Raw genomic sequence first — 13,858 nt, 5'->3', positions numbered from 1 at the left:
GCGGCGCTCACCCCTCTAAATATATGTGGTGGCCGGGGGCCTCGGCCGCCGGCATCCACTCGGTCTTCTGGGTCCGGTCAGCCGGCCAGGAGCTGCTCGATCGGTCCGCGGGCGAAGTAGATCGCGAAGCCGGCGGCCACGACCCACAGCAGCGGGCTGATCCCGCGGGCCTTGCCGGACAGCGACCGGATGACGACCCAGGCCACGAAGCCCGCGCCGATGCCGTTGGCGATCGAGTACGTCAGCGGCATCACCACGACCGTGAGGAACACGGGCAGCAGGATCGAGAAGTCGCCCAGGTCGAGATCGCGGATCTGCGCCATCATCATGGCGCCGACGATCACCAGCGCGGCAGCGGCCACCTCGCTCGGCACGATCTGCGCGAGCGGCGTGAGGAACATGGCGAGCAGGAACAGCACACCGGTGATGACGTTCGCGAAGCCGGTGCGCGCACCCTCGCCGATGCCCGAGCCCGATTCGATGAACACGGTGTTCGACGAGCCCGAGGTGAGGCCACCGGCGATCGCGCCCACGCCCTCGACGACCAGCGCGCTCTTCAGGCGCGGGAAGTTGCCCTTCTCATCGGCGAGGCCCGCCTCCTTGGAGAGGCCGGTCATGGTGCCCATGGCGTCGAAGAAGTTCGTGAACACGAGCGTGAAGACGAGCATGATCACCGTCAGGAAGCCGACCTTGCTGAAGTCGAAGCTGACGTCGCCGACGAGGCTCAGGTCGGGGAGCGCGAACAGGCTGCCGTTGAGCGCGGGAACCGAGAGGCCCCAGCCGCCGGGGTTGTCGACCGCCGAGCCCAGGTGCCAGGTCGCCTCGATGACAACCGCGAGGACGGTGCCCGACACGAGGCCGATCAGCAGCGCGCCCTTGACCTTGCGGGCGACGAGGATCGCGGTGAGCAGCAGCGTGACGACGAACACGACCGTCGGGATGGTCGCGATGGATCCGGCGATGCCGAGGCCGACCGGAGGGGAGTTCTGGCCCGTCGCGGTGACGAAGCCGGCATCCACGAAGCCGATGAAGGCGATGAACAGGCCGATGCCGACCGTGATCGCGATCTTCAGCTCGTAGGGGACGGCGTCGAAGATCAGCCGTCGCAGGCCCGTCGCGGCCAGCAGCACGATGATGACGCCGTTGATGACCACCATGCCCATCGCCTCGGGCCACGTGACCTGTCCGACGACGCTGAACGCGAGGAACGAGTTGATGCCCAGACCCGCGGCGAACGCGAAGGGCAGGCGTGCGACTAGTCCGAACAGGATCGTCATGACGCCTGCGGTCAGCGCGGTGACCGCGGCGACGGCGGGGAACGCGAGGTTGTCGCCCGCGACGTCGGTGCCGGCCGAGAGGATGATCGGGTTGAGCACGACGATGTAGGCCATCGTGATGAACGTCACGACACCACCGCGCACCTCGGTGCCGATGGTCGAGCCGCGCTTGGTGATCTCGAAGAAGCGGTCGAAGCCGTTCTTCGGCTCCGGCGTCGCGGATTCCGGTGCGGGGGTGGGATCGGCGTCGATGACGCTCTCGGGCGCGGGCGAGTCTGTGCTCATATGTGGGGACCTCCGAGCAGAAACGTTAGTCGCTCGCAGCCCAACCTGGGGATTCGCTGAACGGATGCCTCCGCCCTCCGCGCGGGCGACTCCGGGGCCGCGGCGGCTCGAAGTAGGGTCGAGTGCGCAATGCATCGCCTCATCGTCGCCCTCCTCTCCGCCGTCGACGCCGCCATCGCGGTGGCTGTCGGCCTTGCGGCGACCCTTGCCCCGCTGACCCTGCTGTGGGTGTTCGGCTTCGGCGGGGGAGCGGACTGGGGCGTGCTGTGGCCGGCCGGCGTCTCGGTGTGGCAGCTCGGCAACCTCGTTCCGCTGCACCTCACGCTGCCTCCGGAATACCTCGCCGCGACGGGCATCGACGCGGACGCGGCATCCTTCGTCCTCTCTCTGGCGCCGCTCGCGTTCGCGACGTTCACCGCCGTGTTCGCCGCGCGCTCCGGTGCGCGCGCGTCGCACGCGGACGCGTGGGTCACCGGCGTCGCGACGTCGACCGCCGTCTTCGCGGCGCTGACCGCGGGCGCCGCGCTGACCGGTGCGAACGACGTCGCGAGCGTCGCGCTGTGGCAGGCGATCCTCCTGCCGACCCTGGTGTTCGCGGTGCCCGCCCTGGGCGCGGCCGTCGTCACCGAATGGCGCGAGGCCGGCTCCGGCGCGATCGCGCGCATGCGTGATGCGATCGAGGCACGCCCGCACGGGTGGGGCAGGACGCCCGCGCTCATCGCGCGCGGCACCGCCGTGGTCGTGACCGGGCTCGTGGGCGCCGGCGCGCTCCTGCTCGCCGTGGCCCTGTTCGTCCGATCGGGTCAGATCGTCGCCCTGTTCCAGGCCGCGGGCGTCGACCCGGCGGGCTCGGCCGTCATCACCCTGGGGCAGCTCGCCTACCTGCCGACGCTCGTGGTGTGGGGCATGTCGTTCGTCGCGGGTCCCGGCTTCGCCGTGGGCACCGGCACCGCGGTCTCGCCCGCGGGCACGCAGGTCGGCGTCGTGCCCGGCATCCCTCTCCTGGGCGTCGTGCCCGAGACCACCACCACGTGGCTGCTGCTGCTCGCGCTGGTGCCCGTCGCGCTCGGCGCGCTCGCCGGCTGGATCACCCGGTCGCGGCTGGTGGGGCGCGGGGCCGTGCGGATGCCGCAGCCCGGGGCCCGCGAAGAGCCGGCGTCGTCGCGGTTCGACGACGGGAAGACAGCCGCGCTCTCGGGCCTGCTGGCGTCGGCGACGGTCATCGAGCCGGAGCCGCAGCCCACGGTCGAGCAGGAGTCTCGCGTCGACGAGCCGGTCGCCGCCCGTTTCGTGATCGCGCTCGGCATCGCGGTGGTCAGTGCCGGCGCCGCCGCGCTCCTGTCGTTCGTCGCCTCGGGCTCGCTCGGTCCCGGGCGGCTCGCGGAGTTCGGTCCCCGGCCCGGGCCGGTCGCTCTGGCCGTCGGCATCGAGGTGCTGATCGGTGCCGCGATCCTGCTGCTCGCGCCCGTCGCGCGGTCCGAGGCCGCCCGCGGCCCAGGGCACGGCGAGGGCGACCCGTGGGCGGCATCCCGGTCTGCGACGACCGACGAGCGCCCGCTGGCGACGGGGGAGCGGGATGCCGCACCCGAGACCCCGCGGATCCCCGACCTCGACGACACCGCCGACCTCGCCGCGATCACCGCCGCGTGGAGCGCGATGCGCACGCCGCCCGCGCGGTCGGAGAAGGGCGCCCCCCGCCGCGAGCGGGGCCCCGAAGCCGTGACCGAGCCGATCGACCTGCCCCGTCTAGACTGATCGGGTGCTTACGGTCGCCGTCCTCATCTCGGGCACAGGGTCGAATCTGCGCGCTCTGCTCGACGCGGCGGCCGATCCCGAGTTCCCCGCCCGCATCGTGGTCGTCGGCGCGGACCGCGAGGCCGATGGCTTCGCGCACGCCGAGGAGTACGGCATCCCGACCTTCATGGTCCCGTTCGCGCGCTTCGCGAGCCGCGAGGAGTGGGGCGCCGAGCTCGGTGAGCAGCTGAACGTGTGGCAGCCCGACCTCGTCGTGCTGAGCGGGCTCATGCGCCTGCTGCCGGCCGACCTCGTCGACGCGTGGTCGCCGCGCATCGTCAACACCCACCCGGCCTACCTGCCCGAGTTCCCCGGCGCCCACGGCGTGCGCGACGCGCTCGCCGCGGGCGTCGCGCAGACCGGTGCCAGCGTCATCATCGTCGACAACGGGGTCGACTCGGGGCCGATCCTCGCCCAGGAGCGCGTGCCCGTGCTGCCGGGCGACGACGAGCACGCCCTGCACGAGCGCATCAAGCCCGTCGAGCGCCGCCTGCTCATCGACGTGGTGCGCCGCGTCGCGACCGGCGACCTCGATCTCGCGGCGGCGTCCGCGAACGCCCAGCTCTGACCCCCCACCCCCTCGAGGAGAACCGACATGGCCGGACCGAGCCACGACCCCGCCCTCTATCGTCAGCGCGACGTCGTCCCGGTGCGCCGGGCGCTCGTGTCGGTGAGCGACAAGACCGACCTGCTCGAGCTCGGCGCGGCGCTGGCCGAAGCCGGCGTCGAGATCGTGTCGACCGGTGGATCGGCCTCGCTGCTGCGCGAGGCGGGCTACGCGGTCACCGACGTGTCGAGCGTGACCGGGTTCCCCGAATCCCTCGACGGGCGCGTCAAGACGCTGCACCCGGGTGTGCACGCCGGACTCCTCGCAGACCTGCGCCTCGAAGACCACGAGCGGCAGCTCGCCGAGCTCGGCATCTCGCCGTTCGAGCTCGTCGTGGTCAACCTGTACCCGTTTGTCGAGACCGTGGCCTCGGGCGCGCAGGGCGACGACGTCGTCGAGCAGATCGACATCGGCGGCCCCGCCATGGTGCGCGCCTCGGCCAAGAACTTCGCGAACGTCGCGATCGTCGTGTCGCCGTCCTCGTACCCGGCTGTCATCGAGGCCGTCCGCGCCGGCGGCACGAGCCTCGTGCAGCGTCGTGAGCTCGCGGCACGGGCCTTCGCGCACACGGCCGACTACGACCGCGCCGTCGCGACCTGGTTCTCGGAGGGCACCCTCACCGAGCAGGACCTGCCCGCGCACCTCACGATCCGCGCCGAGCGGCTGGCCACCCTCCGCTACGGCGAGAACTCGCACCAGCGCGCCGCGATCTACTCGCGCAACGGCGGCCACGGCATCGCCCAGGCCACGCAGCTGCAGGGCAAGGAGATGTCGTACAACAACTACGTCGACGCCGACGCCGCCCTGCGCGCCGCTTTCGACATGGTCAAGCCGGCTGTCGCGATCATCAAGCACGCCAATCCGTGCGGCATCGCGGTCACCGCGCCCAACGCACTCGACCCGATCGCGAGCGCCCATCTGCGCGCGCACGAGTGCGACCCGGTGTCGGCGTACGGCGGCGTCATCGCGGCCAACGGCACGGTGACGCTCAAGATGGCCGAGAACCTCAAGGACATCTTCACCGAGGTGATCGTCGCGCCCGCGTTCGAGCCGGCCGCGCTGGAGGTCTTCAAGGCCAAGAAGAACCTCCGCCTGCTGCAGCTGCCCGAGGACTGGCAGCAGGAGCGCATGGACGTGCGACTGGTGTCGGGCGGCCTGCTGCTGCAGGACGCCGACCGCTTCCCCGACGACATCGAGTCCGTCGCCAAGGACTGGCAGCTGGTGTCGGGTGAGCGTCCGGCTGACGACGAGATGACGAACCTGATCTTCGCGTGGAAGTCGTGCCGCGCCGTCAAGTCGAACGCGATCGTGCTCGCCAAGGGCTCGGCGACGGTCGGCATCGGCATGGGCCAGGTCAACCGCGTCGACTCGTGCCGCCTCGCGGTCGAGCGGGCCGGTGACCGCGCGGCCGGATCGGTCGCGGCATCCGACGCGTTCTTCCCGTTCGCGGACGGCCCTCAGGTGCTGATCGACGCCGGCATCACGGCGATCGTGCAGCCCGGCGGCTCGGTGCGCGACGACGAGGTCATCGCCGCGGCGAAGGCCGCGGGCGTCACGATGTTCTTCACGGGCGAGCGGCACTTCTTCCACTGAGACGTATCTCGACGGCCCCGGCGCGGATCTCCGCCCGGGGCCGTCGTGCGTCTGCGCGCGGTGCGGGACGCCGTGCACAGCCCCCACAGTCATGTCCGATTTCCGCGAGCCGATGTCGGCGGAGCGTGTCAGGCTAGGGACATGAGCCTGACCATGACCTTCGACGAGAGGTACCGCGCGATCGATTCGCGCGACGCCCGGTTCGACGGGCAGTTCGTCACGGCGGTGCGTTCCACCGGGATCTACTGCCGCCCGAGCTGCCCTGCGCGCACCCCCAAGCCGTCGAACGTCACGTTCTACCCGACGAGCGCCGCCGCCCACGAGGCCGGCTACCGCGCGTGCAAGCGGTGTCTTCCCGAGGCCGCTCCGGGCTCGCCGCAGTGGAATCTCCGTGGCGACACCGCGGGCCGGGCGATGCGCCTCATCGCGGACGGCGTCGTCGAGCGCGAGGGTGTTCCCGGCCTCGCCGGCCGCCTCGGCTACTCGCCGCGTCACCTGACGCGGCTGCTGACCGCCGAGCTCGGCGCCGGCCCGCTCGCCCTCAGCCGCGCGCACCGCGCGCAGACGGCGCGCATGCTGCTCGTCGGCACCGACCTGTCGGCCGCCGACGTCGCGTTCTCCTCGGGGTTCGCAAGCGTGCGCCAGTTCAACGACACGATCCGGGAAGTGTTCGGGATGCCCCCGACCGAGCTCCGCGCGCGACGCCCGGTCTCGCGCCACCTCGACGCGCTGGCCCCCGGCGTGACGATCGATCTCGCACTGCCGCACCGTGGGCCGCTGGATGCCGACGGGCTCTTCGCCTGGATGGCCGCCCGTGCCGTCGCCGGAGCGGAGGTGGCGACCGCATCGTCGTTCGCGCGGACGCTCCGGCTGCCCCACGGGCCGGTGTGGTTCGAACTGCGCGTCGACGACGTCGGCCGCGTCCGGCTGCGCGCCGCGCTGTCGAACCTCGCCGACCTCTCGACGCTCGTGACACGTGCCCGGCGGCTGTTCGACCTCGACGCCGACCCCGTCGCGGTGGACGAGTCGCTGTCACGGCACGCAGAGCTCGCACCGCTCGTCGCGGCGCTGCCCGGCATCCGCGTGCCCGGCGCCGCCGATCCGCACGAGATGCTCATCCGTGCGATGGTGGGGCAGCAGATCACGGTCGTCGCCGCGCGCACCGCGCTGACGGCGCTGACCGCCGCACTCGGCGAAGAAGTGCCGGCCTTCGCGGGCATGGCCCTCGACGGCGACCGGACCCCGCTCCTGTTCCCGGCCATGGCGGCGATCGCCGAGCACGGTCACGAGGTGCTGCGCGGCCCGGCCGCCCGCATCCGGGCGATCACCGGCGCGGCCGCCGCGCTCGCGGACGGCACCCTCACCCTCACTGCCGGGGACGACGCGGCCGACCAGCGGTCGGCGCTGCTCGCCATGCCCGGGATCGGCCCGTGGACGGCGGACTACGTGCGCATGCGCGTGCTCGCCGACCCCGACGTGTTCCTCCCCGGCGACGTCGCGGTGCGCGCGGGCGCCGCGGCGGCCGGACTCCCGTCCGAGGCGCGCCCCCTCACCGACTGGGCCGCCCGGACCGCGCCCTGGCGCAGCTACCTGACCGCGCACCTGTGGCGTGCGGTCCCGCCGAAGCCGGCGCCCGCGCGCCGGGCCGCGGCATCCCCTGTCCTCACCGCAACCGACGGAGGCCTCTCATGAGCACCGCGACCATTCAGACCATCAACACCCCCGACGGCGCGTTCACGCTCCTCGCCGACGAGCGCGGGCACGTGCTCGCCTCGGGCTGGACCGCGGATCGCGACGCGATCCTGGCCCGCCTCTCGTCGGGTGCGCGTCCGGCGGACGTCCGCGAGGGCGGGACGGATGCCGCTGCCGCCGTCGCCGCGTACTACGCGGGCGACCTCGCCGCCATCGACGAAGTGCCCGTCGCGCAGCACGGCACCGCCTGGCAGCTCGCCGGGTGGGCGGCGCTGCGCACCATCGAGCCCGGACGTCCGCTGACCTACAGCGAGTTCGCGGTGCTGCTGGGGTCGCCGAGCGCGGTCCGGGCCGCGGCGTCCATCTGCGCCCGCAACGCGCCCGCGCTGTTCGTGCCGTGCCACCGCGTGCTGCGCACCGACGGCTCGCTGGGCGGCTTCGCGTGGGGTCTGCCGGTGAAGCAGCGGCTGCTGGACCGCGAGGCGGGGGTGCCCGCGCTCGTGTGAAGCGACGAGAGAGGCTGGGCGCAGAGACTTTCCGGGGGTGCGGAAAGCGCTTGTTGCGCTCAGCCTTTTCTCAGGTATACCCTGGAGGGCTGGCGTGTCGTTTCGGCGGCACCCAGCCCTTATCCCACGATCCGAGGAGGAAGCCATGTCTCAGGCCATCGTCACCACGAAGCCGATTGTCTTCCTTCCTGCCATCGCCGGGACGACGCGCGTCGACTACGCCGGGTAGACCCCCGAGCCGACCTCCGCAGATCCGCCGCCTCCGCGGCATAGGATCGCCCGTCCTCGCGTTCTGGCCTTCCAGGACGACGCATCAGCGCCCCCACCGACGTGTTCTCGGCGCGCCCATCCCGCGGCATCCGCTCGCAACTCCGCTCCACCCACCCCACAAGGATCATGACCCCGTCTTCCGCTGAGAGACTGTCCACCCCGCGGGCGCTCGCCCGTCTCTACCCGTTCGTCAAACCCGCACTGCCGCGGATGATCGGCGGCTTCTTCACCGCGCTCGGCGCTGCGGTGATGACCCTCATCATCCCGCTGGTGCTGCAGGCCGTCGTCGACGGCCCGATCCAGTCGGGCAACACCACCGTCATCGTGTGGGCGTCGCTCGGCGTGCTCGTGCTGGGCGCGCTGGAAGCGCTGTTCATCTTCCTGCGCCGCGCGTTCGTGCTCACCCCCGGCACCGCCGTGGAGTACGAGATCCGCCAGCAGTTCTACCGGCGCCTGCAGCGCCTGCCCGTCGCGTTCCACGACAAGTGGCAGTCGGGGCAGCTGCTGAGCCGCATGATGCAGGACATCAACCTGATCCGCCGCTGGCTGATCTTCGGCCTGATCCTGCTGGTCGTCAACGTGCTGACGATCATCGTCGGCTCGGCCCTGCTGTTCCGCTGGCACTGGGCGCTCGGCACCACGTTCCTCGTCGTGTCGATCCCGCTGTGGTTCTTCGGCTACCGCTTCGAGCGCAACTACGGCGTGCTCGCGCGGCAGAGTCAGGACCAGGCAGGCGATCTTGCGACCTCGGTCGAGGAGAGCGTGCACGGCATCCGCGTGCTCAAGGCCTTCGGCCGCGGCAAGCACGCGCTGCAGAAGTTCCAGCGCCAGGTCGAGACCCTGCGCGGCACCGAGCTGCGCAAGGCGCGCGAGGTCGGCGTGCTGTGGTTCTGGCTCGAGGTGATCCCGATGGTCGCCTTCGCGCTGTGCCTGCTGCTGGGCATCTGGCTGACCAGCGAGGGCCAGCTCACCGTCGGCGAGCTGTTCGCGTTCTTCGCGATGGCGACCGCGATGCGGTGGCCGCTCGAGTCGCTCGGCTTCCTGTTCTCGTTCCTCGTGGACGCCCGCACCGCGACCGACCGCGTATTCGAGGTGCTCGACGAGGAGAACACGATCGTCGACCCGGCCGAGCCGAAGACGATCGCGGAGCCGAAGGGAGAGCTCGCGTTCCGCGGCGTGCACTTCCGCTACCAGGATGCCGCAGCCACCGAGCGCGACCTGCTCGACGGCGTCGACCTGGTGCTGCGCCCGGGCGAGACCATGGCCCTGGTCGGTCTGACCGGCTCGGGCAAGACGACGCTCACCACGCTCCCCGGACGCCTGTACGACGTCACCGGCGGCGCGGTCGAGCTCGACGGCGTCGACGTGCGCGACCTGGGGCTCGAAGAGCTCCGCACGCACATCTCGATGGCGTTCGAGGACGCGACGCTGTTCTCGGCCTCGGTGCGCGAGAACGTGCTGCTCGGCCGTGACGACCTCGATCCGCAGAGCCCCGAGGCGCAGGCTGTGCTCGACGAGGCGCTGCAGATCGCACAGGCGCAGTTCGCGTACGAGCTGCCCGACGGCGTCGACACCACCGTCGGCGAAGAGGGCCTGTCGCTCTCGGGCGGTCAGCGTCAGCGCCTCGCGCTGGCCCGCGCCGTAGCGGCGAAGCCCGCCGTGCTCGTGCTCGACGACCCGCTGTCGGCGCTCGACGTCGACACCGAGGCGCTCGTCGAAGCCGCGCTGCGACGCGTCCTGGCCACCACCACCGCGCTGATCGTCGCACACCGCCCTTCGACGGTGGCGCTCGCCGACCGCGTCGCGGTGCTCGAGGGCGGACGCATCACGGCGGTGGGGACGCACTCCGACCTGCTGCGCGACAGCGAGCACTACCGTCACGTCATCTCCAGCCTCGAGGCCGCTGCGGCCGAGCAGGCGGAGCATGCCGAGGCCGAGTTCGAGGCCGAGTACGAGGAAGAGACCGATGCGCGAGAACGCGTCACGACCGAAGAAGTGGAGGTGAACCTGTGAGCACCGTCACCGGAACCCAGGGCGAGGACCGCCACGACTACACCAAGGCCGAGAGCCGCGCGATCCGTCAGCGCTCACTGCACCTCCTCGTCTCGCTGCTGAAGCCGAAGCGGCCGCTCGTGGTGCTCACCGCCGTGGTGATCATCGTGTCGACCGGACTGCGGGTCCTCGGCCCCGCCCTCATCGGGTACGGCATCAACACGGCGCTGCCCTACGCGGTGAACGAGGCCGACTGGATGCCGGCGATCGGCGTCACCGCCGTGTACATCGTGTCGGGCGTCTCGGGCGCGGCCCTCATCGGCTGGTTCGTCGTGCTGTCGGCGAAGCTCACCCAGGCGGTGCTGATGGACCTGCGGCTGCGGATCTTCCGCCACACGCAGCGCCTGAGCCTCGAGTTCCACGAGACGTACACGTCGGGCCGCATCATCTCGCGCCAGACGAGCGACCTGGAGTCGATCCGCGAGCTGCTGGACGGCGGCCTCAACCAGCTCGTGCAGGGTGCCCTGTACGGCATCTTCACGCTGGTGATGCTGTTCATCATCGACCCGCAGAGCGCGCTCGTGATCCTCGTCATGGGCATCCCGCTGTCGTTCCTGATGCGCTGGTTCTACCTCCAGTCGCAGAAGGGCTTCCGCGAGTCGCGCGTCGTCAGCGCGCGGCTGATCGTGCAGTTCGTCGAGACGATGACCGGCATCCGTGCTGTCAAGGCGTTCCGCAAGGAGAAGCGCAACGACGTGGAGTTCGGCGAGGTGTCGGCCGACTACCGTCGCGTGAACCTGCGCCTGGTGAAGCTGTACGGCATCTTCGACCCGGGCCTCATCCTGCTCGCCAACATCACGATGTCGGCGGTGCTGCTGTGGGGCGCCTTCCGGGTGGTCGACGGGACGCTCCTCATCGGAACGCTGCTGTCGGCGGTGCTGTACGTGCGCAACTTCTTCAGCCCGCTGGAGGAGGTCGCGATGTTCCTCAACTCGTACCAGTCGGCCACGGCCGCGCTCGAGAAGGTGTCGGGCGTGCTGGAGGAGGAGCCCACGGTTCCCGACCCCCGCCAGCCGGTCGACCTGTGGGAGGCGAAGGGCCACCTGAACTTCGACGAGGTCGAGTTCGGGTACGGCAACGGCAAGGTCATCCTGCCGGACTTCTCGCTCGACATCCCGGCGGGCCAGACGATCGCACTGGTCGGCACGACAGGTGCCGGCAAGTCGACGCTCGCAAAGCTCGTGTCGCGGTTCTACGACCCGACGAAGGGCGCGGTGACGCTCGACGGCGTCGATCTGCGCTCGCTGCATCCGAAGGACCTGCGCCGCGCGATCGTCATGGTCACGCAGGAGGCGTACCTGTTCAGCGGGACCGTCGCCGACAACATCGCGCTGGGCAAGCCCGACGCGACGCTCGACGAGATCAAGGCCGCGGCGCGGGCGGTGGGGGCGGACGCCTTCATCGAGGAGCTCCCCGACGGCTACGACACCGACGTGAACAAGCGCGGCGGCCGCGTGTCGGCGGGTCAGCGTCAGCTGATCTCGTTCGCGCGGGCGTTCCTCGCGAACCCGGCGGTGCTGATCCTCGACGAGGCGACCGCTTCGCTCGACATGCCCTCCGAGCGGCAGATCCAGGACGCCCTGCAGACGCTGCTCGCCGACCGCACCGCGATCATCATCGCCCACCGCCTGTCGACGGTGGCGATCGCGGACCGCGTGCTGGTGATGGAGCACGGCCGCATCATCGAGGACGACGCCCCCGACGCCCTCATCAGCGGCACGGGCAAGTTCGCGCAGCTCCACGCGGCGTGGCGCGAGTCGCTTGTGTAACCCGCCCCGAACCCGGATGCCCCGGCCCTCCTGTCCACGCACAGGGCCGGGGCATCCGTCGTCTCCGGGTCGGCCCACCGGAACGGCTGCCGGTCAGGCGGCGGCGCTCCACACGGCCGGCGAGAGGGGATGCCGCGGGCCGAGGCCCGCGAGGGCGACGGCGCCGTCTATGCCGTGGCCGCGGGGCTCGACGAGCGCGACCTCGAACTCGCTCGCGGCGATGTGCGAGGCGAAGGCCTCGCGCAGCTGCGGGGAGCGGAAGACGCCGCCGATGGCGCACACCGAGAAGCGCTCGGCGTCGTCGCTGCGCACGCGCCGCAGCGCGGTCTCGACGCTGTGCGCGAGCTCGCCGCCGGCGCGTACCGTGATGTTCTGCGACACCGCATCGCCCGTGGCGGCGAGGCGCGCCACGTGCTCGGCGAACGAGGCGACGACGCGCACCCGTTCGTGGTCGCCCTGCAGGTCGATGTAGGCCTGCGTGAGGTCGGGCCACCGCTCCTCGGCCACGGCGCGCAGCGCCGTCGCCGGGCCGCGGCCGTCGAACTCCCGCATGACCGCATCGAGCGCTTCGCGGCCGATCCAGTACCCGCTGCCGGCGTCGCCCATGAGGTAGCCCCAGCCGTCCACGCGAGCGACGTGCTCCGCGCCGACCGCGAGCGTCACGACACCGGTGCCGGCCGCGACGACCGCGCCCCGCGTGTCGCCGAGCGCACCGAGGAACGAGGTTGTCGAGTCGTGCGCGAGGATGACCTCGCGCACGCGCGGCTCGTCGATCCGGGCGAGGAGGGCGGCGGCATCCGCTTCTCGTGTCGTCAGTCCCGACACACCGGCCGTCACGACGGACGCGTCGGCGCCGGTCTGGTCGAGGGCGGCTCGCACGACGGCTGCCAGCTGCGGCAGGAGCTCCTCGTGCGTGTCGATGCCGGGGAACACGAGATCCTGCCCGCCCGTGCGCACCTTGATCCCGGTCTGCCCGGCGTCGATCGCCAGAACTGTGCTCATGCGGCTGTCCCCCTTGCTTTCGCCTGAGTCGATTGTGACGCCAACGAGGCTCATGCGTCGCCGCCCGCGCGCTCGCGATATGCGCGCCGCAGGAACGTGCCCGCCGGCTTGCCGTACGGGCAGTAGTCGTCGTTCGTCGCGGCGTCGGCGGGGGAGTACAGCCCGGCCGGCCAGTCCCACAGCATGAAGCCGCGCATCCAGGGCCGCGCGTCGCAGGCGGCGAACATCGCCTCGTAGTAGCGGAGCTGCTCGGCGCCGGAGGGCGAACCGGGAAGCGCCCAGTCGTTGGGGCGGTCGGGCGAGCCTTCGCGCGAGGGGCAGCCCGCCTCCATGAAGAAGAACGGCTTGCCGGATGCCGCGACCACATGCTCGATGCGATCGAGCTGTGCGTCCCAGTCGTCGATCGGGTAGTAGCCGCTCGACGTGATCACGTCGACGGCATCCCACCACGTGAGGCGGTCTTCCTGGTACTTGTCGCAGTTGTACGTGACGATGCCCGAGTACTCGGCGCGGACGGCGGCGATGAGCTCGCGCCATTCCGCGTCGCGGGCATCGGCGCGCACCATCTCGCATCCGACGCAGAGCATCTCGCAGCCCTCCGCCTCGGCGATGCGCGCCGCGTGCACGATGAACTCGCGGTAGGACGCGAACCACTTGCTCCACGTGGGCTCGCCGGGGACGTCCTGGTCGAAGAACCCGATGTGGGCCCGCCAGGTGCCGTCGGCGACGTTGACGACGGGCTTGAGGCACACCTTGAGCCCGAGCGCCTTCGCCGCGCGGATCGCCCACACGATCTCGTCGTCGGTGACGGTCGGCTCGTCGCGGAACCGCACGTCGGTCGACTGCGCCGTCTGCTGCAGTGCCGAATAGGCCAGCGCCGTCCAGTTGACGCCGTGCTCGGCCATGAGCCGCATCGACTCGGCGGCGCCCTCGGTGGCCCAGGTTCCGCGCACGCCGGTCCACCCCCAGGTCATTCCGGCCACGTAGGGCTCGAGTGCCTGGGGGAGCGCG

At 71.4% G+C, this 13,858-nt stretch carries 10 protein-coding genes; 7 read left to right on the top strand and 3 right to left on the bottom strand.

The window, feature by feature from the left end:
• Positions 1-77 precede the first annotated feature (77 nt).
• Positions 78-1,562: an NCS2 family permease gene (locus ACFWJ8_RS19630; protein WP_378814714.1), complete on the bottom strand. Its 1,485-nt coding sequence runs from the start codon at positions 1,560-1,562 to the stop codon at positions 78-80.
• Between the two features lie 129 nt (positions 1,563-1,691).
• On the opposite strand from ACFWJ8_RS19630, the gene ACFWJ8_RS19625 reads away from it, so the two are divergent.
• The 7 genes from ACFWJ8_RS19625 (at position 1,692) to ACFWJ8_RS19595 (ending at position 11,845) form a co-directional block, all read left to right on the top strand.
• On the top strand, positions 1,692-3,317 hold the full coding sequence (locus ACFWJ8_RS19625; RefSeq protein ID WP_378814712.1) for a DUF6350 family protein: 1,626 nt from the start codon (positions 1,692-1,694) through the stop codon (positions 3,315-3,317).
• A gap of 4 nt (positions 3,318-3,321) precedes the next feature.
• Positions 3,322-3,924: a phosphoribosylglycinamide formyltransferase gene (gene purN, locus ACFWJ8_RS19620; RefSeq protein WP_378814710.1), complete on the top strand. Its 603-nt coding sequence runs from the start codon at positions 3,322-3,324 to the stop codon at positions 3,922-3,924.
• Positions 3,925-3,951: 27 nt separating this feature from the next.
• On the top strand, positions 3,952-5,556 hold the full coding sequence (gene purH, locus ACFWJ8_RS19615) for a bifunctional phosphoribosylaminoimidazolecarboxamide formyltransferase/IMP cyclohydrolase (protein WP_378814708.1): 1,605 nt from the start codon (positions 3,952-3,954) through the stop codon (positions 5,554-5,556).
• A 141-nt stretch (positions 5,557-5,697) separates the two neighbouring features.
• A complete protein-coding gene (locus ACFWJ8_RS19610; RefSeq protein ID WP_378814706.1) occupies positions 5,698-7,248 on the top strand; it encodes a DNA-3-methyladenine glycosylase 2 family protein in 1,551 nt (516 codons plus the stop codon).
• On the top strand, positions 7,245-7,754 hold the full coding sequence (locus ACFWJ8_RS19605; RefSeq protein WP_378814704.1) for a methylated-DNA--[protein]-cysteine S-methyltransferase: 510 nt from the start codon (positions 7,245-7,247) through the stop codon (positions 7,752-7,754). Before ACFWJ8_RS19610 ends, ACFWJ8_RS19605 begins: the two co-directional genes overlap by 4 nt.
• A 396-nt stretch (positions 7,755-8,150) precedes the next feature.
• Positions 8,151-10,037: an ABC transporter ATP-binding protein gene (locus tag ACFWJ8_RS19600; RefSeq protein ID WP_378814702.1), complete on the top strand. Its 1,887-nt coding sequence runs from the start codon at positions 8,151-8,153 to the stop codon at positions 10,035-10,037.
• The gene (locus ACFWJ8_RS19595) at positions 10,034-11,845 is read left to right on the top strand and encodes an ABC transporter ATP-binding protein (RefSeq protein WP_378814701.1); all 1,812 of its coding nucleotides are present in this window, start codon (positions 10,034-10,036) and stop codon (positions 11,843-11,845) included. Before ACFWJ8_RS19600 ends, ACFWJ8_RS19595 begins: the two co-directional genes overlap by 4 nt.
• Positions 11,846-11,938: 93 nt before the next feature.
• On the opposite strand, the gene ACFWJ8_RS19590 is transcribed toward ACFWJ8_RS19595, so the two are convergent.
• Both ACFWJ8_RS19590 and ACFWJ8_RS19585 read right to left on the bottom strand, forming a co-directional pair.
• Positions 11,939-12,847 carry an N-acetylglucosamine kinase gene (locus tag ACFWJ8_RS19590; RefSeq protein WP_378814699.1) on the bottom strand — a complete coding sequence of 303 codons (909 nt, stop codon included), beginning with the start codon at positions 12,845-12,847 and terminating at the stop codon, positions 11,939-11,941.
• Positions 12,848-12,897: 50 nt separating this feature from the next.
• A complete protein-coding gene (locus ACFWJ8_RS19585; RefSeq protein ID WP_378814697.1) occupies positions 12,898-13,821 on the bottom strand; it encodes a glycoside hydrolase family 113 in 924 nt (307 codons plus the stop codon).
• Between the last annotated feature and the right edge of the window lie 37 nt (positions 13,822-13,858).

Origin of the sequence: Microbacterium sp. NPDC058389 (assembly GCF_042722305.1) — a bacterium.
Taxonomy (GTDB): Bacteria; Actinomycetota; Actinomycetes; order Actinomycetales; family Microbacteriaceae; genus Microbacterium.
Note: the sequence above shows the minus strand (reverse complement) of the source record. Positions and strands in the feature narration are given on the sequence as shown.

What these genes read in the sequence shown, in the direction of transcription:
- purH (WP_378814708.1), top strand. Translation starts at nt 3,952, where the DNA reads ATGGCCGGACCGAGCCACGACCCCGCCCTCTATCGTCAGCGCGACGTC.
- ACFWJ8_RS19625 (WP_378814712.1), top strand. Translation starts at nt 1,692, where the DNA reads ATGCATCGCCTCATCGTCGCCCTCCTCTCCGCCGTCGACGCCGCCATC.
- ACFWJ8_RS19610 (WP_378814706.1), top strand. Translation starts at nt 5,698, where the DNA reads ATGAGCCTGACCATGACCTTCGACGAGAGGTACCGCGCGATCGATTCG.
- ACFWJ8_RS19600 (WP_378814702.1), top strand. Translation starts at nt 8,151, where the DNA reads ATGACCCCGTCTTCCGCTGAGAGACTGTCCACCCCGCGGGCGCTCGCC.
- ACFWJ8_RS19590 (WP_378814699.1), bottom strand. Translation starts at nt 12,847, where the DNA reads ATGAGCACAGTTCTGGCGATCGACGCCGGGCAGACCGGGATCAAGGTG.
- ACFWJ8_RS19585 (WP_378814697.1), bottom strand. Translation starts at nt 13,821, where the DNA reads ATGACCTGGGGGTGGACCGGCGTGCGCGGAACCTGGGCCACCGAGGGC.
- ACFWJ8_RS19630 (WP_378814714.1), bottom strand. Translation starts at nt 1,562, where the DNA reads ATGAGCACAGACTCGCCCGCGCCCGAGAGCGTCATCGACGCCGATCCC.
- ACFWJ8_RS19605 (WP_378814704.1), top strand. Translation starts at nt 7,245, where the DNA reads ATGAGCACCGCGACCATTCAGACCATCAACACCCCCGACGGCGCGTTC.